At 56.8% G+C, this 23033-nt stretch carries 22 protein-coding genes and 1 other RNA gene; 10 read left to right on the top strand and 13 right to left on the bottom strand.

Annotated features, from left to right (window positions below; translation table 11 throughout):
* The first annotated feature begins 193 nt into the window (after window positions 1–193).
* Complete coding sequence (locus ACSAMM_RS00115; protein WP_457788886.1) at window positions 194–3193, top strand: InlB B-repeat-containing protein; 3000 nt, start codon at window positions 194–196, stop codon at window positions 3191–3193.
* 102 nt (window positions 3194–3295) lie between these two features.
* Here the strand turns inward: ACSAMM_RS00115 and ACSAMM_RS00110 are convergent, their stop codons facing one another.
* Together ACSAMM_RS00110 and ACSAMM_RS00105 are read right to left on the bottom strand one after the other, a co-directional pair.
* Window positions 3296–3817, bottom strand: coding sequence for a hypothetical protein (locus tag ACSAMM_RS00110; protein ID WP_457788884.1), 522 nt, complete (start codon window positions 3815–3817; stop codon window positions 3296–3298).
* Window positions 3810–4253, bottom strand: coding sequence for a hypothetical protein (locus tag ACSAMM_RS00105; RefSeq protein ID WP_457788882.1), 444 nt, complete (start codon window positions 4251–4253; stop codon window positions 3810–3812). The genes ACSAMM_RS00110 and ACSAMM_RS00105 overlap by 8 nt, the downstream gene beginning before the upstream one ends.
* 335 nt (window positions 4254–4588) lie before the next feature.
* Here ACSAMM_RS00105 and ACSAMM_RS00100 point away from each other — a divergent pair, with 335 nt between their 5' ends.
* Window positions 4589–4966, top strand: a complete 378-nt coding sequence (locus ACSAMM_RS00100) for a hypothetical protein (RefSeq protein ID WP_457788880.1) — start codon at window positions 4589–4591, stop codon at window positions 4964–4966.
* A gap of 163 nt (window positions 4967–5129) precedes the next feature.
* Here ACSAMM_RS00100 and ACSAMM_RS00095 read toward each other — a convergent pair whose 3' ends face one another.
* The 6 genes from ACSAMM_RS00095 to ssrA all read right to left on the bottom strand — a co-directional run bounded on the left by ACSAMM_RS00095 (window position 5130) and on the right by ssrA (window position 10529).
* Entirely contained in the window at window positions 5130–5882 is a 753-nt protein-coding gene (locus tag ACSAMM_RS00095; RefSeq protein WP_457788877.1) for a class I SAM-dependent methyltransferase, read from the bottom strand.
* A 244-nt stretch (window positions 5883–6126) separates the two neighbouring features.
* Window positions 6127–6651 carry a GNAT family N-acetyltransferase gene (locus ACSAMM_RS00090; protein ID WP_457788875.1) on the bottom strand — a complete coding sequence of 175 codons (525 nt, stop codon included), beginning with the start codon at window positions 6649–6651 and terminating at the stop codon, window positions 6127–6129.
* Between the two features lie 377 nt (window positions 6652–7028).
* On the bottom strand, window positions 7029–7598 hold the full coding sequence (locus tag ACSAMM_RS00085; RefSeq protein ID WP_457788873.1) for a DUF305 domain-containing protein: 570 nt from the start codon (window positions 7596–7598) through the stop codon (window positions 7029–7031).
* A gap of 305 nt (window positions 7599–7903) precedes the next feature.
* Window positions 7904–8152 carry a hypothetical protein gene (locus ACSAMM_RS00080; protein WP_457788871.1) on the bottom strand — a complete coding sequence of 83 codons (249 nt, stop codon included), beginning with the start codon at window positions 8150–8152 and terminating at the stop codon, window positions 7904–7906.
* A gap of 257 nt (window positions 8153–8409) precedes the next feature.
* On the bottom strand, window positions 8410–9582 hold the full coding sequence (locus ACSAMM_RS00075) for a M20 family metallopeptidase (RefSeq protein WP_457788869.1): 1173 nt from the start codon (window positions 9580–9582) through the stop codon (window positions 8410–8412).
* Window positions 9583–10178: 596 nt separating this feature from the next.
* Window positions 10179–10529, bottom strand: a transfer-messenger RNA (tmRNA) gene (gene ssrA / locus ACSAMM_RS00070).
* 117 nt (window positions 10530–10646) lie between these two features.
* On the opposite strand from ssrA, the gene ACSAMM_RS00065 reads away from it, so the two are divergent.
* The gene (locus ACSAMM_RS00065) at window positions 10647–11126 is read left to right on the top strand and encodes an LURP-one-related/scramblase family protein (RefSeq protein WP_457788867.1); all 480 of its coding nucleotides are present in this window, start codon (window positions 10647–10649) and stop codon (window positions 11124–11126) included.
* Between the two features lie 187 nt (window positions 11127–11313).
* The gene (gene sigK / locus ACSAMM_RS00060; RefSeq protein ID WP_457788865.1) at window positions 11314–12036 is read left to right on the top strand and encodes an RNA polymerase sporulation sigma factor SigK; all 723 of its coding nucleotides are present in this window, start codon (window positions 11314–11316) and stop codon (window positions 12034–12036) included.
* 407 nt (window positions 12037–12443) lie between these two features.
* On the opposite strand, the gene ACSAMM_RS00055 is transcribed toward sigK, so the two are convergent.
* A complete protein-coding gene (locus ACSAMM_RS00055; RefSeq protein ID WP_457788863.1) occupies window positions 12444–13340 on the bottom strand; it encodes a LysR family transcriptional regulator in 897 nt (298 codons plus the stop codon).
* Window positions 13341–13453: 113 nt separating this feature from the next.
* Between ACSAMM_RS00055 and ACSAMM_RS00050 the strand changes: the two genes are divergently transcribed.
* From ACSAMM_RS00050 to ACSAMM_RS00035, 4 genes are all read left to right on the top strand, one after another.
* Window positions 13454–14023 carry a chromate transporter gene (locus tag ACSAMM_RS00050; RefSeq protein ID WP_178721377.1) on the top strand — a complete coding sequence of 190 codons (570 nt, stop codon included), beginning with the start codon at window positions 13454–13456 and terminating at the stop codon, window positions 14021–14023.
* The gene (locus ACSAMM_RS00045) at window positions 14023–14586 is read left to right on the top strand and encodes a chromate transporter (protein WP_178721375.1); all 564 of its coding nucleotides are present in this window, start codon (window positions 14023–14025) and stop codon (window positions 14584–14586) included. Before ACSAMM_RS00050 ends, ACSAMM_RS00045 begins: the two co-directional genes overlap by 1 nt.
* Before the next feature lie 101 nt (window positions 14587–14687).
* Window positions 14688–15053, top strand: coding sequence for a BlaI/MecI/CopY family transcriptional regulator (locus tag ACSAMM_RS00040; RefSeq protein WP_457788861.1), 366 nt, complete (start codon window positions 14688–14690; stop codon window positions 15051–15053).
* The gene (locus ACSAMM_RS00035; protein ID WP_457788860.1) at window positions 15053–16456 is read left to right on the top strand and encodes a M56 family metallopeptidase; all 1404 of its coding nucleotides are present in this window, start codon (window positions 15053–15055) and stop codon (window positions 16454–16456) included. The genes ACSAMM_RS00040 and ACSAMM_RS00035 overlap by 1 nt, the downstream gene beginning before the upstream one ends.
* Window positions 16457–16548: 92 nt before the next feature.
* Here ACSAMM_RS00035 and trxA read toward each other — a convergent pair whose 3' ends face one another.
* The 3 genes from trxA to ACSAMM_RS00020 all read right to left on the bottom strand — a co-directional run bounded on the left by trxA (window position 16549) and on the right by ACSAMM_RS00020 (window position 19892).
* A complete protein-coding gene (gene trxA, locus ACSAMM_RS00030; protein ID WP_457788858.1) occupies window positions 16549–16860 on the bottom strand; it encodes a thioredoxin in 312 nt (103 codons plus the stop codon).
* A gap of 88 nt (window positions 16861–16948) precedes the next feature.
* Entirely contained in the window at window positions 16949–17548 is a 600-nt protein-coding gene (locus ACSAMM_RS00025) for a Crp/Fnr family transcriptional regulator (protein WP_457788856.1), read from the bottom strand.
* Between the two features lie 193 nt (window positions 17549–17741).
* The gene (locus ACSAMM_RS00020) at window positions 17742–19892 is read right to left on the bottom strand and encodes a Tex family protein (RefSeq protein WP_457788855.1); all 2151 of its coding nucleotides are present in this window, start codon (window positions 19890–19892) and stop codon (window positions 17742–17744) included.
* A 233-nt stretch (window positions 19893–20125) separates the two neighbouring features.
* Here ACSAMM_RS00020 and ACSAMM_RS00015 point away from each other — a divergent pair, with 233 nt between their 5' ends.
* Together ACSAMM_RS00015 and ACSAMM_RS00010 are read left to right on the top strand one after the other, a co-directional pair.
* Window positions 20126–20515 carry a MarR family winged helix-turn-helix transcriptional regulator gene (locus ACSAMM_RS00015; RefSeq protein WP_457788853.1) on the top strand — a complete coding sequence of 130 codons (390 nt, stop codon included), beginning with the start codon at window positions 20126–20128 and terminating at the stop codon, window positions 20513–20515.
* A complete protein-coding gene (locus ACSAMM_RS00010) occupies window positions 20512–21915 on the top strand; it encodes an MATE family efflux transporter (RefSeq protein WP_178724163.1) in 1404 nt (467 codons plus the stop codon). The genes ACSAMM_RS00015 and ACSAMM_RS00010 overlap by 4 nt, the downstream gene beginning before the upstream one ends.
* A gap of 72 nt (window positions 21916–21987) precedes the next feature.
* Here ACSAMM_RS00010 and ACSAMM_RS00005 read toward each other — a convergent pair whose 3' ends face one another.
* Entirely contained in the window at window positions 21988–22773 is a 786-nt protein-coding gene (locus ACSAMM_RS00005; RefSeq protein ID WP_457788850.1) for a DUF134 domain-containing protein, read from the bottom strand.
* Between the last annotated feature and the right edge of the window lie 260 nt (window positions 22774–23033).

Here is a 23033-nt window from a genome sequence, read left to right as displayed (position 1 = left end):
TATTGTATGTAGCGGGACAAGTGAAATATGCTCGATTGTATGCGCACGCCGGAGGGATTGGACATACACTGGAATACAGAACGATACCCTGGAGGGATGTATTTGAGCGGCGGGCCACGGCCCGCCGCTCAAACAGGTTTGGCCATTTCCGCCCCCTGCGGCTCCGCTCCCTCCGGAAAGGAATGAAGATTTTATGCGAAAAGATGCGATAGAAGGCACCTCCGGCTCTGTCTCCAGCGAGGAGGAACTGCGCGCGGCCCTGGCTAGAGGCCTGACCCCCATCACACTCACCGGCTGTTTCTCCATCAACGGCGCGGACAGTCTCGTGGTCGACTATAACGCCGAAATCATCGGCGGCGGCCACATCCTGACCCGGGGCGATAGGTTCACCCGCGTCCTGTTCACGGTCACCGACGGCGGATCTTTGACCCTGCGGGACGTGGTGGTGGACGGCAGCCGGGACACGGCCGGCCGCACCAACTCCCTAATCCGCCTCAACGGCGGCACTCTGCGCCTGGAAGAATGGACGGTGCTGCAGAACAATTTCGCCAACGGCGAGGGCGGCGGGGTATATTTGAACGGCGGGGCCGCCACCGAAAACCACCTGTTTTTAACGGAAAACGCCGTCATCCGCCACTGCGAGGCCGGTACGGCGGGGGGCGGCATATACGCCAGCTTTCGCAACCCCGACGTCCCCAGCACCCTGCACCTGGGTGGCTGCTGTCTGATTACCGGCAACCGGGCCGCCCTGGGCGGCGGCGTGGCGGTGCGGCATCTGCCCGCCGGTCCGGGCGCGTCTCCGGGTGCCGGCGAGCTGACGCTGGAAGGCTGCGTCCTGCTGACGGACAATACGTCCACCGGCGCGGGCGGCGGGCTGGCCTATCTCAATGACGCGGGGGACAGCGGGTATCAAAGCCCGGTTCCCATCCGGCTGGTGCTGGGCGGGGAAACGCAAATCACCGACAATCACGCGGCGGACAACGGCGGCGGCGTTTACGTTCTCAGCACCCATCCCGCCGACAGCGTCGTTGTGCGGGACAGCGCGCTGCTGACCGGGAACACCGCCAACATGGGAGGCGGCCTTTTCCTGGATTGCGCCAACGGCGCCGCCGAGCTGACCCTGGATGGCGGCGAAATTTCCGGCAACACCGCGGCTGGCAACGGCGGCGGCATTCACTACCAAATCGTCCGTAAACCTGGGGCGCCGGACGACCCGGAGGCCAGCGGCGTTATCCGCCTGACCGGGACCAGCGTGATGAACAATACCGCGCTGAGCGGCGGCGGGCTAAGCTTCAACAACGCGGTGCCGAGCAGCCGCGTGTCGGTCATCCTGCGCATGGAGGAGGGCCGGGTTTCGGAAAACCGGGCGGCCGGCTCGGGCGGCGGCCTCTACCGTCAGGGCCGGGGCGCCTTTACCATGGAGCTACTCGGCGGCGAAATCTCCGGCAATATCGCGGAGGGAAGCTATGGCGGCGGGGTGTATTTCTACAGTCCGGCGGACGCCAACCACCTGATCGTGGAGGCGCCCGTGGCCATCACCGGCAACTGCGCCGCCCGGTATGGCGGTGGAATTTATTATTACCCGGCCGGCGGCGGCCGGATGCGGATGACTGGCGGCGATGTCTCCGGCAACTGCGCCGGCAACAACGGCGGCGGTCTGTTCTGCACCGCCACCCAAGGGGCCGGCACCGTGTTCGCTATCAGCGGCGGCACCATACAGGACAACCGCGCCGAAGTGGGCGGCGGCCTTTACGCGGCCTACGGACGGCTGGAGCTAACCGGCGGCTCCATCGACGGCAACACCGCTTCCGAGGGCGGCGGTATAGCGGCAAACGGAACGGCGGAAGGCAGCCGGATGCGCGGCGGCCGGCTGACCGAAAACACGGCGCAAACCGGCGGCGGACTGCTGCTCGCCGATGCGGGCCAGTTCGCCCTGTTGGGCGGGGAGGTCAGCGCCAACCAGGCGCGGGACGGCGGAGGCACCGCCATCGCCCGCGGCGGCACCCTGTTCATGACGGAAGGCGCGGCCATCTCCGGCAACACCGCCGAGCAAGCCGGCGGCGGCGTGTATAACAGCGGCGGCACGCTTCACATGGAGGGCTCGGCCACCGTGACCGCCAACATGGCCCGGACGGGAGGCGGTATTGCCAACGTGGGAAGCGAGGAAAGCGCTTTGACGGCTATTCTGGGGCTGGCCGCCGTCACGGAAAACCGCAGTCAGGCCTCCGGAGGAGGGCTGTACAACGCCGGCGTGGCGGCCGTCGTCCGTCTGACCGGCCAGGCCGCCGTGGCCCGCAATCGGTCTCAGGGCGACGGCGGCGGCGTCTGCAACCGGCAGGGCGGCACCCTCACTCTGGCTCAGGAGGCCGCCGTGACCGGTAATGCGGCCAACGGAAAGGGGGCCGGCGTGTTCAACAGCGCCTTCCTGACAGCCGAGGAACAGCCGGACGCGGCCAACGGCCTCTACCTGCCGGATGAGGACGCGGCGCCGGTTATCCGGGGGCCCTTGGGTGCCCGCGCCGCTCTGCAAATCGTCCCGTCCCCCTATGTTGCGCCGTCGCCCGACGGTGTTCCCATCGCCCTCGCTATCGCGGATCCGGTCCGCTATCCGCGGCTGACCGCGGCCGACGCGGCCGCGTTTATCAAACCGCCGGAGGGATTCGACGGTTGGGATATCCGCCTGGAAGCCGGCGGCACCCAGGTGATGCTGGCCCCCCGGCCATACCGGATCCGGTACGAAAATCTTCTGGGCGCTTCCCATACCAATCCCATCTCCTACACCGCCTACTCCCCAGATATCGTCCTGGCGGATCCGGCGCTGGCGGGCTTCCGCTTCTTAGGCTGGTATGACGCGCCGCAGGATGGCGAACAAGTACCCCGTATTCCCCAGGGCAGTCAGGGCGATTGCACGCTGTACGCCCGGTGGGAACGCCTTTCCTATACCGTCACCTACGAGGGAAACGCTGCCGGGAGACCGCCTGTCCTATGCCTTCCCCCCGCTCAGATCGTCTTCTGCGGGGATACCGCCGCCATTTCCGAACAGCTCCCCAGACGGCGCCGCTTCCGGTTTGTGGGCTGGTCGGCGAACCCGGAGGGAACTGGTACGCTGTACCGGCCCGGGCAGCCCCTGCCGGACAGACAGAATGACCTCGTGCTATACGCCGTCTGGATCTCCTGCCGCCGGTGCCGATAAGAGGGGCCGACAGCGGCGGAAGCCCGGGAAAACCGGACACAAAAATGGCGGGGAGCTAAAAGCCGTTCGGGCTTATAGCTCCCCGCCGTTTATTCGCTAAGGCTAGATGTCCTGCCACTCCCGGAAGGCTTCCTGCAATTCCTTCAGCATCTGATAATACGAGCGGGGATCAAGTCCGTTGCTTTTCATTATCTCCCCATCGGTGTAGAGCAGATTCATCTGCCGCAAAACCCGAAACTTCTCTTCTCCCTGCCGTTGCATGTAATCCCACAGCGCCACCGCGTTGGTGAAATCCCCCTGCGCGCGGAAAAACCGCTGACCGAAGGTTTCGTCGTTTTCTTCCAGGTTATGATCCAGGGATAACCGGCTCTCCAGGGATATGTGCGCATTTCTTTTCTGGCGCATCTGTTCCAGGCATTCCTCGATACAGTATGCCGCATACGTCGGGAAACTGCAGCAGCCCTCCACCTTGGAATAGGTGTTGTCCGCTTCCAGGTAGGCCCTCCAGGCCTCCCCCAGACTTTCCTCCTCGTCCAAATGGTGACCGTAATGCGCCACTTGCCTGCGTATGAACCGATCGGCCGCCCGATATTCCACCTCGGGCCAAATCTTCTTCTTATTCATTGGTCTTCTTCCTCGGCGCGTACGACCTCTTCAGCGTGGCCGACAAGGCATCCGTTTTCCGCTCGCCCTGCAGCACGCCCACCCAGGCATCGGCCTCTTCGTTCCACTCCATGATATACCGGGCAGGAAGAGAAATCCCGTTTTCCACCAGGGAACGGGTAAAATACGTGTCTTTTTTCATGCCGCCGGCCGGAAAGGTATAATTCGGCTTGTCCGTCACGAATAAAAGCAGCAAGCCTTTATCCTCCTTGTGACAGGCAAACCCCAGCCGCAGGGAATCGGTGCGCCGGAGAATATTCTGCAGCAGCCGCTTGTTCAGAATGATTTCCCCGCTCGCCCGAATGTTCAGCGCGCCGGCCGAAGTTGTATGCCGTGCCTCCGGCACCAATTCAAACTCCGATCGATCGATTTTCATTGTAGCGGTGTCCAGGAACATACTATCGCTTCCTTTCCAAAATCTTTAGTGGAATGTCACCAAGTCTGAAGTTGCGCCTGGCCTCCTTTCGCTTATTTTCGACATTTTTCTGTATTTATCGCCATTATATTCCATATTATAGAAATTGTCAACTATTTTCCCATAAAATATATATAATAACTTATTTACCTTTAATTTGTTATTTTTCTAATTTTCTTAAGCTCTATTGATTTACCCGCATATTGTTGCTATACTGACAGTATACATCCGAAAATCCTTATCCACATGGACAAACCGCCGCCAAGCGGACCCGTACGCTCTTCCCTGCTGATAATGAAGAAAGGGGCGACTAGGTTATGTTGGAGAAAAAGGAACCGTTGCTGCTGCTCGATAACAGCAGCATGTATGTGGTGGGGGCGGGGGATTACCATTCCACCGACCTGAGCTTTGAGGAGGCCAAGGCCATTATCGACATGTATGACACACCGGATATCCTGCGCTGCTACACGGATCGCGCCATTGACGACGTGTTGTGCGAATACATCGGCATCCAGCAAAGGGAGTTCGCTTACAAGCCGGTGCGCAAAATGCGCGTCGGCCAGGACGCCATTGCCATCAAGCGGCACATCACTAAATCGGAAACGCAGCCGGAAGTACAGGCCGACGACGGCGTAACAGCCAAGAAAATTCAAAACGTATACGTCTATTGCCAATATATCACGCGGATATCCTAACCAGCGCATTTCCCCTTGCCGACCAGAAGATTGCCGTCTATCTGATTGAAAAAAGGAGGCCCTCAGCTGAGGGCCTCCTTTTTCTGTACAGGTATATCTTCGGTGAAGCAGCGCAGGAGGAATCCTCCCCGCCATCTGTTGTAAAGCTGGAACTTGCTCATAATTAGACGCTGCATTCATATAAAAACATGTCGGAATCATTTGCTTTGGCTATATCTTTCGCAAAGGATGAATATACTTTCACTTTTGTAAACCCAATTGCACTCAAAATGGCCTCCATCTCTCCTAGTTCGTACAAATGGGTCTGAAAATCCATCTTCTCTTGCTGCAACAATTCATGACCATCATACAATTCATAAAGCGCTGGACTGAATTGCGTGTGAGTCGCCTCATCATAATAGCTTTTGGACTTAAGAACCAATTGAAAATTTTCTCGGGTTTCGACCGTTATTCCCACTGTATATTCATTACTATCGGGACAACGGTCTGCCACGGTATCGACCGCAAACACAAATTTCCCGTCTTTTTTTAAGAGAGCTTTCATCTTGGATAAAATGCTTATGCAGGATTGCCTGTCTGTAAATAAGGATACGGAGCCAGAAGAAATAAAAATGTAATCAAAGCATTCCTCTGTCGGATAGTCTTCAATGTCACTTTGTACGATCGGTGCAGCAGGCGCCTTTTTCAGCAGCTTTTCGAGCATTTCCTGCGAGTTATCTATGCCCTTTATATAAAATCCTCTTTTTAAAAACGGCACAAAAAATCTTCCGCTTCCGCATAAAGGCTCTAAAATGGACATTTCCTTTTCTGCGTAGGACAGATAAAATTCCAATTCCTCCTGCGGTGCCTCTTTGTGCAAAATTTCGTACATTTCTGTACATAAACTGCCATAATAATTTCTTTTTATTTCTTCCATCTTATTTTTCCCCCCCACCCTACATTATCGCTCTGTTTTCACGCAGGACAAGCGGTCGAAAATCAAGAATTTTTTCGCCAAATTCCCATTGCCGCCCGAACTCCTCGCCGCCGCGTCCCGGTCCGCCTTGAAAACCCTCTGGGTTTTCCTGCTGCCAATTCCATGGTGCCACTTCTCCACCAACAAAAAAAGAGCAACCAAAGGGAGCAGAGCAGGGGTAAGAACGGCCAAAAGTAGCATAGCCCTATGAGGTTCTTTGCCCCATTTGTTTTTCAAATCTCAAGAAACCATCGCCTCCTGGGACATCCTCAGGGTAGTCCTCACCGGGTTCGGGATGGTATTTGCAGAAAAATTCCACGACGTGAAAGCCACACTTGTTTACATAGAAATGGATGTTCCGCTGTTCAAAGTATGGAGTGTGCGTTTCCCAGACTTCAGTTTCCGGGTGCAGCGCTTCGATAGCCTGCCAAGCGGCATATCCGACGCCTTTGCTATGGCAGTTCACATCGACAAACAACAAATCCAATGAATTACGGTTTGTTTCGGGGTGTATCACAATCACCGCGCCACCAACCACTTTACCGTCAAGCACGATATTGTAGCTCTCGGCTCCTTCTGCTTTGAAAGACCTGATTATATGTTCCCTTGGAATAATCTGGCCGTCAAAATCACCGAACTGCTCCACGACAGCCTTCTTGAATGCAATTTGAATCTTTTTGATGAACTTCTCTTTGTCACGCTCCTGTAAGGGTGTCAGTACAATGTCCATGTTTAACCTCCTAAAGCAAAAATGCCCGGTCATTGCACTGCTGCAATAACCGAGCTCACTCGACATCTTATCTGACAGGCGGCCTGCAGGCAACGCCTACGATCCCCTACACTACGGTGTACTGTCCTCTGATGTAAATGCGATTATATCCTATTATCATAAAAATGTCAATACGCCCCCGACAACCATATCGGCTGCCAAGGGCGTATTTTGTTATCTATTGCAGGCAGATGATTGGCAACATAAGAAACCTCTCTTGTCTTGATAGACAAAAGAGGTTTCTTGGATTTAAGCCCTCGTAACACGCAAAAAATTGGCAGCGGCAGAGAGCTGCCGGTGTGTACACAACCAATGGTACGCGACAATCCATTGATTTTCTAACAGCCGAGGCATCGAAGCAAACGCCGCATCTCCCGTACTCCTTTTTCTTGCGATGTAATGATAGCTTGCAGAATAGGGTCAAGTTCCGGACAGATGGGATATTGTAGCACATTCTTTGACATCTGAATAGCGCCTTGATGGTGTGGGATCATTTCCCTCATAAAATTCGCGTTTATATTGTTATTGGAGCAAGCATTGCGCATTTGTGAAAACATCGTTTGTGTAATCTGGCGGAACCGCCTGTCGTATAAGCACAGATCCTTCTCTGAGTTTGAAAGCTGTGCACAATGCGGCAAGACACTTTGCATGTTCTCAATACTTTTAGTTTGTTCATTTACGATGTTTTGCGCGATACGCTGTAGAGGGACAAAGGTGGTATACTGCAGAAGATTTTCCGACATTTCGATAGCCGCCCGGTGATGTGGGATCATCTGCACGATAAAATTATGGGATAAGCTGTCTGTAAGTTCTGCGTTGGTTATTCCTTCGATCATTTGATCGAGTATTTTATAGAAACGGCATAAATAATTGGTGGTAACATCGCTAAGCTGTTGACTGCAATTCATTGAGCATCCCCCTTCTCTTTTCCAGTTTATGCACTGCATGTAAAATATGTGATGTTGAAAGGATGACGTCTGTGGCCAAACAGCAGAAAAAAGGCGGTCGGCAACTCATTACGAATTGCCGACCGCAGGTCTGTAAAGATAGGCTGAAAAAGATCCGTTCCGGCGCGGGCCAATCGTTTGGACAAAGAAAAACCTGCGGTGCGCGTCTTGCTCACCGCAGGTGTGTGAAAGGCACATGAAAAAGGTTTTTCGGCTTTTCGGAGGTGGGAGTTGAACTCTTGTAAATGCTTTGCGGTTTGTTCTCATTATAACTCCACCTCGGCTTCCACTTCAAGCCCGCCGATGAAAACCTCCTTGATTTTTTCCTTGGATTCTACGATCACACATTGCAGAATTTTTCGGATGATATCATTGCCAAAGGTCAGCGGGTGGTTCTCCATGCCGTCGAGGATGGTAAAAATCTGCTCTAACCGTGACTTGGCATTTTTACGATGCTGCTCGGTAGTGCTGTATTCTGCCAGCTTACTTTCAAGTGTTCTTTTTTCAGTAATCAAAGCTTCGATGCGGGGATTGGTGAGCAGGCTTAATTCAATTTCTTTTTTCCGTTAGAAACATGGGGAGAAAATTATCAAATAAAGACGGGTGTTTCAATAACAACAAAATATCATAGTGCCAGCGGTCCGGTATATTGCCTGACCGCTGGCTGTTATGACGTCTCATTTTTTCAGGCGGACACCCTGCCAGAAAAACGAATGTCGAGCGCTTATTCAGGACAAAAATACCAGTTTCCAATAGAATGTCTTCGCTTTATTTATTGATGCTCTTCCAGCCAGCGGACCGCGCAGTGCGCTAAACAAGCGGAGCCGATTGGACAGACATCCTCATTGAACTGAACCTTCGGATTGTGTGCAGGAGCATCGCCCCGTTCGTCCATATATCCTGCCGAAAGATACATGAATACGCTGGGAATTCTCTCCGCAATAGTCGCAAAGTCCTCAGAAGCACTGGCTGATGTGTCGGGAACAGGGGTCAGACCGGGAATCGGCAGTTCTTTCATATAGCTTACTATCTCGTCCGTCATAGCAGGATCACATACCAGTGGTGGCACCTCAGAAATCATCTCGACCTGTGCCAATCCCCCAAATACCTCAGTGGTCTTGTGAACAACCTCCTTCAGCCGCCGAACCAGCTTCTCACGGCTGGCACTGTCATTGGTGCGCAAGGTTCCTTGGAGGACGGCAGTATCAGGGATGATGTTGGGCGCTGAACCTGCGGAAAAATTGCCGATGGTCAGCACACAGGCTTTGCTGGGGTCTGCTTCCCGGGCAATCAGCGATTCCAAAGCAAGATAAATATGGACGCCGATATTGATTGGATCAATGGAACTGTGCGGATATGCGCCGTGGGCGCCCCGCCCGTGGATTGTGATTCGGAAGCCATCCACGGAATACATCATGGTTCCGCCGCTGTTGTACATAAACAAGCCCACAGGCATCCTCCCGGAACCGACATGATAAGCCAGGGCTACATCCACACTTTCCAGTACCCCATATGCCAGCATATCCTTCGCGCCTTCAAAGGTTTCTTCCGCAGTTTGGAACATAAACCGAACCCTGCCGGACAGCATGGATTCATTTTCTTTTAACATCTTTGCCGCTGTCAGCAACATAGCCGCATGGAAATCGTGACCGCAGGTATGAGCCTCCGTGCCGGTTGGACAGGCAAAGCTTTCACCGCTTTCCTCCGGCATGGGCAGTGCATCCATATCCGCTCGGAGCAGGATTGTCCGCCCCCCTTCCTGGCCCAACTCTGCGGTCACTCCATGCCCGCAGGGATGTGGATCCAGTCCATATCCTCTCAACTGATCCATAACATAGGCTTGCCCTTTGGGCATATGAAGACCCACTTCTGCGTTGCTGTGCAGCCAGCGGCGGTGAGAGATGGTTTCCTCACGCAGTGCCAGTGCCCGTTTATAAAAATCCATAATCGTACCTCCTTAATTGCTACGAAAAATTGGTAAACATATGCTGAAAAAATTATAACAAACGGTGTTGATAACTTTAACAATGCTTATAGTTTGCTCACTATTTATAAAAAAGACACATCTGGCTTGGAAATGCTGCACTCCATGCCGTTTGAAAGCACAGCATATCACTGTCATGATAGTCGATTGTATCTTCACCGTACCCATAGGCATGGGCGCCGGTAGAGCAAAAGCGCTTTGATAAAGTAATGGGCCGGGGACATTCAAAGTCATGGAAGATTTTTCCGAGAGTGTATCTTTGCCTTGAAGCAAAAGCTCGATTGATTAACAAGATATTCTTTGTAAGGGTACAAGTACAGAAAGAAACAGAAGATTAAGCGCAGGACGCGCTCAGGCATGTCAGAATCAGCCCGTATCCATTTTAAGGCTTAGACCCTTAATTTACCCTTAGACAAAAATGGGTTTGATATGGAGCTCTTGGACACCAGAAAAAGACGGGCAGGCTTAAGACCTGTCCGTCTTTTTCTTGAATGCCAGCACAATACCATAAGGAAACACAAAGACGGTGCTCCCTGGTGTTCGACCAGCGTTAATTTTGGTGGAGGCGAGGGGAGTCGAACCCCTGTCCGAAAACCGCTTGCCATAGCTTTCTTCGAGTGCAGCCTATCTTTTGGGATTCCCCTCACCGGACGCCGATGGGCAGGCTTCCGGCTACGGTAGCCGCCAGGTCATGACGGGAGCCGCGGCCCTCTCCCGTTCACGTTCACCGCTAATCGACGCCTCTATCCCGCCCGCGGTACTGCGGGTAGAGACGAGCAGCCTAAATTAGGCCGCTAAAGCAACAGTATTGTTGTCGTTTACTTTAAAAAGTTGCAGGTTTTATAGCGGGCCCGCACCGCTACTCGCTTACTATGACGCACCGTCCCCGTCGAAACCTTTACGCCCCCCTGTTTGCAGAGACCTACTCTCTATTATAGAGTATGCCCCGTTCCTTGTCAACTCAGTCGTATCCGCTTGTCAGGACAAGTCCTCCCATGGTATACTGGAACAAAGGAGGCGGACATATGGACATGTATATCCGGCAGAAGGTCTTTTCCATCGGCGATCGCTATAACGTCTTTGATATCAATCAGAATCTTCTTTACCGGGTGGAAGGGGAAATCCTGACCTTTGGCGCCAAGCTGCACCTGTGCGACCCGAGCGGCGGCGAACTGCTGTACATCGAGCAGGAACTCTTTCACATGATGCCCCGGTACAATCTGTACTGCCGCGGGACTCTGGTCGCCTCCATCCGGAAAAACTTCACCTTTTTCGGCCACAGCTTGTCGGTGGACAGCGGATACGGCTCCTTCGACATCGACGGCAGCGTATTTGGTATGGAATTCACCATCGCCTTCAACGGCCGGGTGGTGGCCTCCATTTCCAAAGAATGGCTGACGTGGGGAGACACCTACCATCTGCAGACAGCTGACGATTTTTCGGATCCGCCCTTCCTGTGTGCCCTGCTCATCGCCATTGACAACTGTGTTCATAACGGGGACTAATTCCTCTGTGCGGCCTCAAACTGCCTCCCGGTAAGCCCTAAGCGGCCCGTCGGGAGGCTTTCCCATATGAAAATTCAGTGTTTTTCCCAGTTTCGTCTGCCTTTTTTATCCTGTCCTCTTTTGCCCGGGACAGGCACGCCTTCTTGTCCTTCCGCATAGGATAGGAAGTGATTGGAGGTAGGCCGTTATGCTTTTTGAACTTTTGAATTCCCTGTCGCATATTTTTTACATGGCGCTCCATGTGGTCAATTCCGGTTCCTTCCCCCGGCCTCTGACAGCCGCCCAGGAGAGGGAATGCCTGGAAGCATACCATCTGCGCAACGATATGGAGGCTCGCAACACCCTCATTGAGCACAACCTTCGCCTGGTGGCGCACATCATTAAAAAATATTACAGCTCCGTGCGGGATCAGGACGATTTGATATCCATCGGCACCATTGGCCTCATCAAGGCCGTCGGCACCTTCGACTACACCAAGGGCACCCGCTTCGCTACATACGCCTCCCGCTGCATTGAAAACGAAATCCTCATGCATTTCCGCGCCAGCAAAAAAACTGCCCAGGATGTGTCCATCTCCGATCCCATCGATACCGACAAGGAAGGGAACCCTCTCACCTTGATGGACGTGATTTCCGAAGACGACACCATTCTGGACGATCTGGATCTGAAAATCAACGCGGAAAAGCTCTACCGGTATATCCGGGAATCCCTCGACGACCGGGAACAGGAGATTATCGAGTGGCGCTATGGGCTTATCGGCGACGGCTTAACCCAGAGAGAAGTGGCCAAAAAGCTGAATATCTCCCGCTCCTATGTCAGCCGGATCGAAAAGAAGGCCCTGTCCAAATTGAAAAAACGCTTCGATACCGGCGATGTCCGCCCCCGCCCGCCCATCAAGCGCATCCCCTGAGCAGATAAAAGCGGAAACCGATGTGTTTCCGCTTCAGCGTGTCGCCAAAGTCGACACGCTGCTGGACGGGGATGCCGGATCGCGGCGGCTCGCTATACTCGCCTTGCTCCCTCTATCCCCGCTGGCGGAGCGTTCGCTCCGCCCGACCACGCCCTGCTCTTAAAAAATAGCGGAAACACACGTGTTTCCGCTATTTTTCGCCTATAAGGTGTGTTTGCGAGGCACATGTCCTCGCAAACACCGATCGGTAACCCGCCTCCGCTTTTTTCGTTTCACGAATGGCGGATTCCCTTTTTCGACAGCCTCAAGCGGAAACCGATGTGTTTCCGGTTTTTTTCATTCATCTTATGCATATTTATCTATGAGAGTTATCCGATATTGATATTTTACAGAATGGGGTAAACCGCCTATACTGATAGAAGCGAGGCATTTTCTTCCTTTTCCACCGCCGCGCAGAACGCCTCCATGGCCGGGGTCAGCTGCTTGCCGCGATGCCGGATGAGCTGGAAGTACCGAATAAGCGGCGGCCCCTCCAGGTTTAGGCGGCATAAGCGTTCCTGGGCGATGAGGGGATCCGCCCACCGGCGGGATACCGCCGACAGCCCCTGTCCCTCCTCCACCGCCCGCAGTACGGCGTCGAAGCTCTGGCACGTCCATTTGGGGTACACCTGCAGCCCGTTGTCCTGCAGAAATCGATCCAGCCCCGCCCGGGTGCCGCTCCCCTCCTCCCGCAGGACGAAGGGCTCCCCGTTCAGGGCGGCGGGCGGCACGGTCTCTCGCCCGGCCAGAGGATGCGCCGGGCTGCTGATGAGCACCAGCTCATCCCGGATAACGGGAACCGCCAGCAGCTCCCCGCTCTCCGGCTCCCCTTCCGATACCGCCAAATCCAGCTCGCTGTTCAGGATTTTCTGCTCGATGCGCCGGGCGCTTTCCACCTCCACCTGGACGCGCACGCCGGGATGCTCCTGCTCAAAACGGCGGATAAGCGCCGGAAGTACACAGCTGCCCACCGTGATGGTGGCCCCCACCCGGATGGCCTGCAGCCCCGCCGCCGCGTGGAGATCCGCCTCCATCTCGTCATAGAGGGCCAGCAGCTGCCGGGCATATCGAAGCAGACGGGTCCCCGCCTCGGTGATGTACAGCTTCTGCGCCAGCCGGTCGAACAACAGCACGCCGTATTCCTTTTCCAGGTCCCCGATCGCCTTGCTGACGGTGGGCTGGGAGATGTACAGCTGCCGGGCGGCCTGTCCCATCTTTCCGGCTTCAGCCACCGCCTTAAAAATCTGCAGATGCCGGATCGTCATCGCCGTCCCCCCTTTTCTTCTATCATACCGGTTCGCGCCGGCAAAAACAAGAGGGCCGTATACGGGACGAGAATTTACATGGCGCCGCCTGCGCGCCGGATTGAGAGGCTTTTATGAAAACACCCGCAGCCACCTATTGGAAGCTCTTCTCCTCCACCTTTTATCTGAGCGCCTTCACCTTCGGCGGCGGCTTCGTCATCATTCCCCTGATGAAGAAAAAATTCGTGGACAATCTGCACTGGATCGAGGAGGAGGAAATGCTGGATTTGACCGCCATCGCCCAGTCTTCTCCCGGGGCCATCGCGGTCAACGCCTCCATCCTGGTGGGCTACCGGGTGGCCGGGGTGGTCGGGGCGCTGGTGACCATCCTGGGCACCGTCCTGCCTCCTCTGATCATCCTGTCGGTCATCTCCCTGTTTTACCAGGCCTTTCGGGACAATCTCGTGGTCAGCGCCGTCCTCCAGGGGATGCAGGCCGGGGTGGCGGCGGTGATCGTCGACGTGGTTCTTTCCATGGGCTGGACAGTGCTCCGGGAAAAACAGTGGGTGTCCGCCGTCATTATGGTGGGCGCCTTTGCCGCCACCTATGTCTTTCAGGTCAATATCCTGCTCATCATCCTTGTCTGCGGGGTCACGGGCGCGGCCGCCTTCTTCCTGCGCAATCGAAAGGGGAGGAACGCCTAATGCTCTACCTGCAGCTGTTCTGGAGCTTTTTTCAAATCGGCCTGTTCAGCATTGGCGGCGGTTACGCCGCCATGCCCCTGATCCAAAATCAGGTGGTGGATCTGCACCACTGGCTAACCCTGTCCGAGTTCACCGATCTCATCACCATTTCCCAGATGACCCCCGGCCCCATCGCCATCAACTCCGCCACCTTCGTGGGCATTCGGATCGGCGGCGTCGGCGGTGCCCTGGTGTCCACCCTGGGCTGCATCCTCCCCTCCCTGATTATCGTGATGACCTTGGCCTATTTCTATACCAAATATAAAAATATCGCCGTCATCCAGGGGGTGCTCAGCGGCCTGCGCCCGGCGGTGGTCGCCCTTATCGCGTCGGCCGGCCTGTCCATCGTCATCCTGGCCTTCTGGGGGGAAGGCGGCTTCTCCCTGAAGCCCGCCGATCTCAATCTGGCGGCGGTGGGCCTGTTTGCCGCGGGGCTGTTTGTCCTGCGCAAATGGAAGCCCAACCCCATCTGGGTGATGCTGGGCAGCGGCGTGGCCGGTCTGTGCCTGTATACCTGGCTGTAGCCGTTTCGCTTTTTCGAAACTGCCCCTTGCCAAACCATACTACATCGTGTAGAATATAAGTATACTACATCCTGTAGAATATCGAAAAGGGGGCGCGTTTTATGGCGGATTTGCAAATGGGGCCGATCGAATCCCGCTTCGCCGATATTATTTGGCAAAACGAGCCGCTTTCCTCGGCCGAGCTGGCCAAACGGAGCGCGGAGGAGCTGCAATGGAAAAAGACCACTTCCTTCACGGTCTTGAAGCGCCTGTGCGATAAGGGGATTTTCCAAAACACCAAAGGCACGGTGACGTCGCGGATCTCCCGCCGGGATTTTTATGCTCTACAGAGTGAAAAATTTGTGGAGGAAACCTTCGACGGCTCCCTGCCGGCCTTTCTGGCCGCGTTCACGGCCCGCAAGGCCCTCACGCCGGACGAGGTCGCCCAGCTGCGCCGTCTGGTGGCGGAGTATGAGGAGGAAGCCTGATGGAAACGGTATTCCTCTCCCTTTTGAACAGGAGTATGGCGGCCGGCTGGCTGATTTTGGCGGTCGTCGCTTTGCGCCTTCCGCTGAAAAAGGCCCCGCGATGGATAACGGCGGCGCTTTGGGGGCTGGTGGCGGTGCGGCTCATCTGTCCGTTCTCCTTTGAGAGCCGGTTCAGCCTGCTCCCACGGGCCGATGCCATCCCGCCCGAGGCCCTGACCGCGAAGCACCCGGCCATGGGTTCCGGGTCGTCCTTCCTCGATCCATCGCTGTCGGAGCGCCTGGCGCCCCAGGAAATCGCCAGCGTGAATCCCTTGCAGGTGCTGCTGTTCGCGGCGTCCCTGCTGTGGATTGCCGGCATGCTGGTCATGCTCCTTTACGCTCTCGTCAGCTCTCTGCGTCTTGGCCGCCGGGTGCGGGAGGCCGTCCGGCTGCGGGACAATCTGTGGGTCTGCGACCATATTCCGACCGCCTTTATCCGTGGTGTGCTGCGTCCCCGCATCTATCTGCCCTCCACCATGAAGGAAGCCGATAGGACCTGTGTGGTGCTCCATGAGCAGGCGCATCTCAAGCGGCGCGATCCCCTTTGGAAATCACTGGGCTTCCTGCTGCTCGCTGTGTATTGGTTTCACCCGCTCCTGTGGCTGGCCTATAGCCTGCTGGGCCGCGATATCGAGCTGGCCTGCGACGAAAGGGTGCTGCGGGAATGCGGGCCGGAAATCAAACGTTCCTACGCCAGCGCCCTCATCACCTACAGCGTGTCCCGCCGAAGGACGGCCGGCATCCCCCTCGCCTTCGGAGAGGCCGGCGTAAAGGCCAGGGTAAGCCACGTGCTGCGCTATCGGAAGCCGGCGCTGTGGATAAGTATAGCCGCGGTAGCCGCCTGTATCGTCACAGCGGTCTGCCTGCTGACCAATCCCGCCGCGAACCTTCGGGATATCCTCGACGAAAACGGCTTTACCCTTGTCCGGCAGGCCCAGCGGGAGGTTACTCTCTCGATCCCCAGGGAGGCGCGTATGGCTGCGGCGGCGGGCGGCGCTTTTTCTGAAGATGAGGTGGTCGTCTGCCGGACGGACACCACCTCCATCTATCTGGAACGCGTGCGGCCGGCCGAAAAAGACGGGGAGCCGGTATCCGTCGTCTTCAACATGTCCTATCGGCTCCCCTCCGGCGGGACGATTTTACTGCCCTATCAAAAAAACGAGAATGGCAGCTTTTCCGACTGCGTCAGCCCGCAAAGCACGGCGCTGGACGAGGAAGGGCGGGCGTATCCCGACGCCGTGTACCTGGGGTCGTCCGGGCCGGAGCGGCAGTTCATGCTGTACGTAGCGGCGGACGTGTGGCAGGCGGCCGCCGGTACGATCCGCCTCCGGCTATCCTGCAACGAGCTAACCTATGCCAAATAGGCCGTGGTCTTTTCCAACCACCTGAAAAAGCGGCGGGACTCCCCGAAGGAAGTCCCGCCGCTTTTTTACGCCTATGTTGCTCAGAGAACCCATCATTCCAGCATCCGCAGGATGGCGGGCTTGGGCTGTACGCCCACGGTGGAATCCACCAGCCGCCCGTCCTTGAAGACCATCAGGGTGGGAATGCTCATCACCCGGAAGCGCTCGGCCAGCTCCGGCTGCTCGTCGATGTTGACCTTACCGACCTTGATCCGGCCGGCCTGCTCCTGCGCGATGGTGTCCACCGTCGGGGAAAGCATCCGGCAGGGCGTGCACCAGGGCGCCCAGAAATCCACCAGCACGGGGGTTTCGGAGGCCAGCACCTCCTGCTCGAAATTGGAGTCCTTTAACGTGATGACTGCCATATATACTAGCTCCTTTCTAAGTCACAGGTCTTTGTCTCTTCCTACGAACATAGTATACATCCCGCCGCGTCATCGTTCCGTGACCTTGTCACACTGGCTGCTTGCGTCCCTGCGCCCAGTTTTCCAGCCGTCCGGCGTCCGTAAGCCGCAGGCCGCCCCGGAACAGCTCCACCGCCCCCTCGCTCTCGAAATACTTGAGCATGCGGGAAACCACCTCCCGGGCAGTGCCCAGATGCCCGGCAATCTGCTCGTGGGTCAGCGGCAGCTCCGTCGACTGCCGCACCCCCGCCTCTTCCAGAAGGAAGGCGGCCAGACGGGCGTCAAAGCTTTTGGAAAGGATTTGATCGAGCAGCCACATCACCTCCGTGAACCGGGAGGCCATCAGCTGGTTGGTAAAGTTCGCCACCGGCAGGGATTCCTGCATCAGCGTCTTGTACACCGGGGCGGGTATGACCAGAAAATTGGTGTCGGTTTCGGCCTGCACCTGCATGTCGAACTGCACGCTGCTGAGGATGCAGGCGGCGGAAAACAGGCAGATATCCCGCTCGAGCAGGCGGTACAGGGTGATTTCCTTGCCGCCCTCCGACTGGGCGAACACCCGCAGCACCCCGTCCAGCACCACGAACAGGCCGACACAGTCCGCCGAGCCGTTGTGCAGCAGCGTGCCTTTAGGCGCCGTGCGCTGCACAGCGCTGCCCGCGAGCGTGCGCTGCTGGGCCTGCGTCAGCTGATCCCAAACGGGAAATAGGTCTTTGAGTTTGATGAACCTCGCCCCCTTCTTCTGCGGTGAAAAACGTCATCGGCATCGTCGCTTTAAGGCGAGGGGGGAGCGAACCCACCCCGCCTCACCTTATGCATATGCGCCGCCCCTTCGCTTCATGTCACGGCGTTTTCGGCGCTTTCATGGTCAGCCCGATCCGCTTTTTCTGCGTATCCACGCTCAGCACCCAGACCTTCACCACGTCCCCCACCTTAAGCACCTCCGACGGATGCTTGATGAAACGATTGGTGATCTGCGAAATATGCACCAGGCCGTCCTGGTGGACACCGATGTCCACAAACGCGCCAAAATCGATGACGTTGCGCACGGTGCCGGTCAGCTCCATACCCGGTTTCAAATCCTCCATGCCCATCACGTCCGTGCGCAGCAGCGGGGGCGGCAGCTCGTCCCGGGGATCCCGGCCCGGCCGCTCCAGCTCGGCCGCGATATCCAGCAGGGTCGGCTCCCCGATGCCCAGCTTGTCCGCCAGTGCCGCCGTCCCCAGCTCCCGGATCCGGTCGGACAGCGCGCCGGCCTTCCCGCCCCGCACATCCTCCAGCGTCATGCCGCACAGGGTGAGAAGCCCCTTGGCCGCGTCGTAGCTCTCCGGATGAACGGCGGTGTTATCCAGCACGTTTTTGCTCTCCGGCACCCGCAGGAAGCCGGCGCACTGCTCGAAGGCCTTGGGCCCCAGCTTGGGCACCTTCTTGAGCTGGGCCCGAGAACTGAACGCCCCGTTCTCCTCCCGGAAGGTCACCACGTTTTTGGACACCGTGGCGCTCAGGCCCGCCACCCGGGCCAGCAGCGGGGCGGAGGCGGTGTTGAGATCCACCCCCACTGTGTTGACGCAGCCCTCCACCACGCCGTCCAGGGCCTCGGACAGCTGCTTCTGGGGCATGTCGTGCTGATACTGGCCCACCCCGATGGCCTTGGGATCGATTTTGACCAGCTCGGCCAGGGGATCCTGCAGCCGCCGGGCGATGGACACCGCGGAGCGCAGGGACACGTCGTAGTCGGGGAATTCCTCGGCCGCCAGCTTGGAGGCGGAATACACCGACGCTCCCGCCTCGCTGACCACCATGTAGGCCACCTTTCTGTGCAGGGATTTGATGAGGTCGGCGGCGAATACCTCGGTTTCATGGGAGGCGGTGCCGTTGCCGATGGCGATGATCTCCACCCCGTATGTTTCGATCCACCCGGTCACCAGCCGCTTGGCCTCCTCCACCTTGTTGTGGGGAGGCACGGGGTAGATAACGCCGGTCTGCAGCACCTTGCCGGTGCCGTCCACCACCGCCGTCTTGCACCCGGTGCGGTAGCCGGGATCCAGCCCCAGGGCCACCTTGCCCTTGACCGGCGGCTGCATCAGCAGATGGCGCAGGTTGAGGGAAAACACCTTGATGGCCGCGTCGCTGGCCCGCTCGGTCAGCTCGCCGCGGATCTCCCGCTCGATGGAAGGAAAAATCAGCCGGTCATAAGCATCCTGCGCCGCGGCGCGGACCGTCTCGGTGGCCGGGGAGCCCTCTTTGACATGGTTCGAGCAGACAATGGCCAGGGCCTTGGCCCGATCGAAGTCCACCGACACCTTCAAGAACTCCTCCCGCTCGCCCCGGTTGACGGCCAGAATTCGGTGGCCCGCCAGCTTGTTCAGCGGCTCCCGGAAATCGTAGTACATGCTGTACACGCTGTCCTCGTCCTTGGCGGCCTTGGAAACCAGGCTGCCCCCCGCCATGCAGACCACCCGCAGGCGCTTGCGCACCGACGCGTCGTCGGAAATCCTCTCCGCGAGAATGTCCATGGCCCCCTGCAGGGCGTCCGCCGGGGCGGGCACCTCCTCCCCCACATAGTCCGCCGCCAGCGCAAGAGGATCGGGCATGTCCTTCTCTTGGGCGTAAAGAGCGTCGGCCAAGGGCTGCAAGCCCCGCGCCTTGGCGACCGAGGCGCGGGTTTTTCGCTTGGGCCGGTAAGGCCGGTAGAGATCATCGATTTCGGTCAGGGTGGCGGCCGCGTCCAGGGCGGCCGCCAGCTCCTCGGTCAGCGCCCCCTGCTCCTCGATGACGGCTCGCACCTTCTCTCTCTGCTCGTCCAGGCTGCGCAGATAGGTCAGCCGTTCGGCCAGCTCCCGCAGCACCTGGTCATCCAGAGAGCCGGTAACCTCCTTGCGGTACCGGGCGATAAACGGGATGGTATTCCCGTCGTCAATCAGCTTGACGGTATTCTCCACCTGGCTCGGACGCAGGTGAAATTGTGCGGTAAGTGCAGCTAAAATGTCCATGTGTTCCTCCTGTATACAGCTAAATCGCTCTTGTGTTCGATTATATCACAAAATATGCGAAGTTTCCCAGCTTTTTTATCTCCATCTGTCTCCTTGACAAGATAAATATTCGGATTATAATAGTTCTTTGCAGAACCGTTTTAATCAGCACCATTCCCAAGGGAGGGGTTTTTATAAAACGAACAACGGAATTCCTGACCAATATCCGACGGATTGTCAAGCTGCACGAAACCATGCTCAAAGCCATCTGTGAGGAATACCGGCTGACGCTTATCGAGGCCACCATCATCAGCTTTCTGCACAACAACCCAGGCAAAAACACCGCCGCCGACATCGTGGAGCTGCGCATGCTGTCCAAGGGGAACGTCTCCCAAGCGGTGGAAAGCCTGATACAGAAGGCTCTCCTGCGGCGGGAGCCGGATACGGCGGATCGGCGGCGGATTCATCTGTTTCTGACGCCGGCCGCCGGGCCGATCGTCGCCTCCATGGAGGTCATCTGGAGGCAGTATGAGGAGACGATTTTCGCCGGGCTGACCGAGGAGGACAAGGTCCTGTTCGATAAGGTGAACCGGCGGATGATGGAAAACGCGCAAAACGCCATGACAAGGAGAGACACGCCATGAACCAAGACAAGGATTTTCTGGGAAAAGAGCCGGTCGGCAGGCTGTTGCTCAAGCTGGCCCTGCCCACCGTAACGGCGCAGATCATCAACATGCTGTACAACATCGTGGACCGCATTTATATCGGCCACATTCCGGATGTGGGCGCGATGGCGCTGACCGGCGTGGGCGTCTGCATGCCGCTTATCATGATCGTCACCGCCTTCGCCGCCTTCGTGGGCTTCGGCGGCGCGCCGCGGGCCTCCATTTTTATGGGCAAGGGGGATCACCCATCGGCGGAAAAGACGCTGGGCAACTGCTTCCTGGTGCAGATTCTCATATCCGTGCTGTTAACCGTCGTTTTGCTGATAGGAAACCGGGATTTCCTCCTGGCGTTCGGCGCCAGCGAAAACACCATCGAGTACGGCGTCAGCTATATGAACATCTACGCCATCGGCACCATTTTCGTCCAGCTGACGCTTGGCATGAACACCTTTATCACCGCCCAGGGCTTTGCCAAGACGGGCATGCTGTCCGTCCTGATCGGCGCGGTGGCCAATATCATTCTCGACCCCATCTTTATTTTCGGCTTTCACATGGGGGTGCGAGGCGCGGCGCTGGCCACCATCCTTTCCCAGGCTATGTCCTGCATCTGGGTGCTATCCTTCCTGTTCGGCAGAAAAACCTTGCTGAAAATCCGGTTGAAAAATCTCCGGCTGGAGGCGAAAATTATCCTGCCAAGCCTGGCGCTCGGCCTATCCACCTTCATTATGCAGGCCAGCGAAAGCGTCATTTCCATCTGCTTCAACTCCTCCTTGCTGAGGTACGGCGGCGACATCGCGGTGGGCGCCATGACCATACTGACCAGCGTGATGCAGTTCGCCATGCTGCCGCTGCAAGGCCTCGGCCAAGGCGCGCAGCCCATCATCAGCTACAACTACGGGGCGCGCAACGCGGATCGGGTGAAGGCGACCTTCAAGCTCCTGCTGAAATCCAGCTTGTGCTATTCCGCCTTGCTGTGGGCCGCAGTCATGCTCTTCCCGCAGGTTTTCGTCTCCATGTTCACCCCGGATCCCGCGCTGCTGGCGTTTTCCAAGACGGCGCTGCGCATTTATATGGCCTGCATGGTGCTGTTTGGCATCCAAATCGCCTGCCAGATGACTTTTACCTCCCTCGGCAACGCGAAAGCGTCTATTTTGGTGGCGGTGATGCGCAAGTTTATCCTGCTGATCCCGTTGATTTATATTCTGCCGCAAATCCTGCGCGCCGACAAGACCACGGCCATCTACATGGCCGAGCCGGTGGCGGACTTTCTGGCGGTGTCCTTTACCGTCGTTCTTTTCACCTTTCAATTCAAAAAGGTGCTGGCGCAGATGGCGGGGGACGAAAAGCGAGATAAAGGAATCCGCTCCCAAACGGAATAGTCTGCCGCGCAGGATGGCACAAAAAAAGAGACGGGGTTATCCCGTCTCTTTTTTGACCGCACAGCCGTATCTTTACGACCGACAGCCGCCGCTGCCGGCGCAGCCATGCTTGTTTTCCCCACAGTGGTGTCCCTCGCCGTGATGATCATGATGATCGCAGCGCACTTGGGGATTAAAGGCCAGCCGGCCGGCCAAAAGCGCATTCACCGCGTCATCTGCATCGCCTGAAACCCCGCCGTAGAACCGGATGCCGGCTTGAGTCAGCGCGTTCTGCGCCCCGGCCCCGATGCCGCCGCAAATCAGGGTATCCACCCGCAGCTCGGCGAGGAAGCCCGCCAGCGCGCCGTGGCCGCTTCCGGCGGCGCTCACAATCTGCGTGCCGGCAATTTCATTGTTTGAAATGTCGTAGATCTTGAACTGTTCCGTATGGCCAAAATGCTGGAACACGTTCCCGTTTTCATAGGTAACCGCAATTTTCATGTGACTCGCTCCTTTTGCATAATCAGCCTGGCTGTCGGGTGCGATGCCGGCCTTTCGGCAGTCCCTGCCGCAGCAGGGCCGCGCGGACCCGTCGCACAGCCGGTAGTTCCCGCCCGTGATGCGCAGTTGCTTCCCGTTGACGAGGCAATCCGCAATTTTAAACCGGGCCGTTTCGTACATTTCGGTTACGGTGGTTCTGGAAATCCCCATTTGCCGCGCGCACTGTTCATGGGTCTTTTTTTCAAAGTCAATCAGCCGGACGGCTTCGTATTCGTCCACGGTCAGGACAATCTGTTCACCGTCTGATACGCCGCAGGGGGCAAATCTGTCGTATTCCGGCTCGAGACAGATTCTTCTGCAACGGCTGGGCCTTGCCATATAAACGCCTCCGTTTCCGACATATGACGATAATAGTATACCCTACTTCCTGAAAAAAAGCAAGGTTATTTGTAGAGGAATATTCCCGCTATCAGGTGAACCATACTTTTCCCAGGTCTCTGCATCTATGTATGCGTGTATAGAATAAGTTCCCACTATTTAGATAAAAATATTTCAAGTTTTCCTTCTTTAAATAAAAATAAGCTATTGCTTTCTCTGTAACCGTTGATAAATTTTTGTTTTTGAAGCGCTTGCATGGT

The sequence above is a fragment of the Anaeromassilibacillus sp. SJQ-5 genome (assembly GCF_054108045.1).
Note: the sequence above shows the minus strand (reverse complement) of the source record. Positions and strands in the feature narration are given on the sequence as shown.

Coding starts and splice junctions, on each gene's coding strand:
- ACSAMM_RS00010 (WP_178724163.1), top strand. CDS start 20,512: ATGAACCAAGACAAGGATTTTCTGGGAAAAGAGCCGGTCGGCAGGCTG.
- ACSAMM_RS00035 (WP_457788860.1), top strand. CDS start 15,053: ATGGAAACGGTATTCCTCTCCCTTTTGAACAGGAGTATGGCGGCCGGC.
- ACSAMM_RS00055 (WP_457788863.1), bottom strand. CDS start 13,340: ATGACGATCCGGCATCTGCAGATTTTTAAGGCGGTGGCTGAAGCCGGA.
- ACSAMM_RS00050 (WP_178721377.1), top strand. CDS start 13,454: ATGAAAACACCCGCAGCCACCTATTGGAAGCTCTTCTCCTCCACCTTT.
- ACSAMM_RS00085 (WP_457788873.1), bottom strand. CDS start 7,598: ATGAATTGCAGTCAACAGCTTAGCGATGTTACCACCAATTATTTATGC.
- ACSAMM_RS00100 (WP_457788880.1), top strand. CDS start 4,589: ATGTTGGAGAAAAAGGAACCGTTGCTGCTGCTCGATAACAGCAGCATG.
- ACSAMM_RS00015 (WP_457788853.1), top strand. CDS start 20,126: ATGCTCAAAGCCATCTGTGAGGAATACCGGCTGACGCTTATCGAGGCC.
- ACSAMM_RS00075 (WP_457788869.1), bottom strand. CDS start 9,582: ATGGATTTTTATAAACGGGCACTGGCACTGCGTGAGGAAACCATCTCT.
- ACSAMM_RS00105 (WP_457788882.1), bottom strand. CDS start 4,253: ATGTTCCTGGACACCGCTACAATGAAAATCGATCGATCGGAGTTTGAA.
- trxA (WP_457788858.1), bottom strand. CDS start 16,860: ATGGCAGTCATCACGTTAAAGGACTCCAATTTCGAGCAGGAGGTGCTG.
- ACSAMM_RS00115 (WP_457788886.1), top strand. CDS start 194: ATGCGAAAAGATGCGATAGAAGGCACCTCCGGCTCTGTCTCCAGCGAG.
- ACSAMM_RS00090 (WP_457788875.1), bottom strand. CDS start 6,651: ATGGACATTGTACTGACACCCTTACAGGAGCGTGACAAAGAGAAGTTC.
- ACSAMM_RS00005 (WP_457788850.1), bottom strand. CDS start 22,773: ATGGCAAGGCCCAGCCGTTGCAGAAGAATCTGTCTCGAGCCGGAATAC.
- ACSAMM_RS00065 (WP_457788867.1), top strand. CDS start 10,647: ATGGACATGTATATCCGGCAGAAGGTCTTTTCCATCGGCGATCGCTAT.
- ACSAMM_RS00095 (WP_457788877.1), bottom strand. CDS start 5,882: ATGGAAGAAATAAAAAGAAATTATTATGGCAGTTTATGTACAGAAATG.
- ACSAMM_RS00045 (WP_178721375.1), top strand. CDS start 14,023: ATGCTCTACCTGCAGCTGTTCTGGAGCTTTTTTCAAATCGGCCTGTTC.
- ACSAMM_RS00040 (WP_457788861.1), top strand. CDS start 14,688: ATGGCGGATTTGCAAATGGGGCCGATCGAATCCCGCTTCGCCGATATT.
- ACSAMM_RS00020 (WP_457788855.1), bottom strand. CDS start 19,892: ATGGACATTTTAGCTGCACTTACCGCACAATTTCACCTGCGTCCGAGC.
- sigK (WP_457788865.1), top strand. CDS start 11,314: ATGCTTTTTGAACTTTTGAATTCCCTGTCGCATATTTTTTACATGGCG.
- ACSAMM_RS00110 (WP_457788884.1), bottom strand. CDS start 3,817: ATGAATAAGAAGAAGATTTGGCCCGAGGTGGAATATCGGGCGGCCGAT.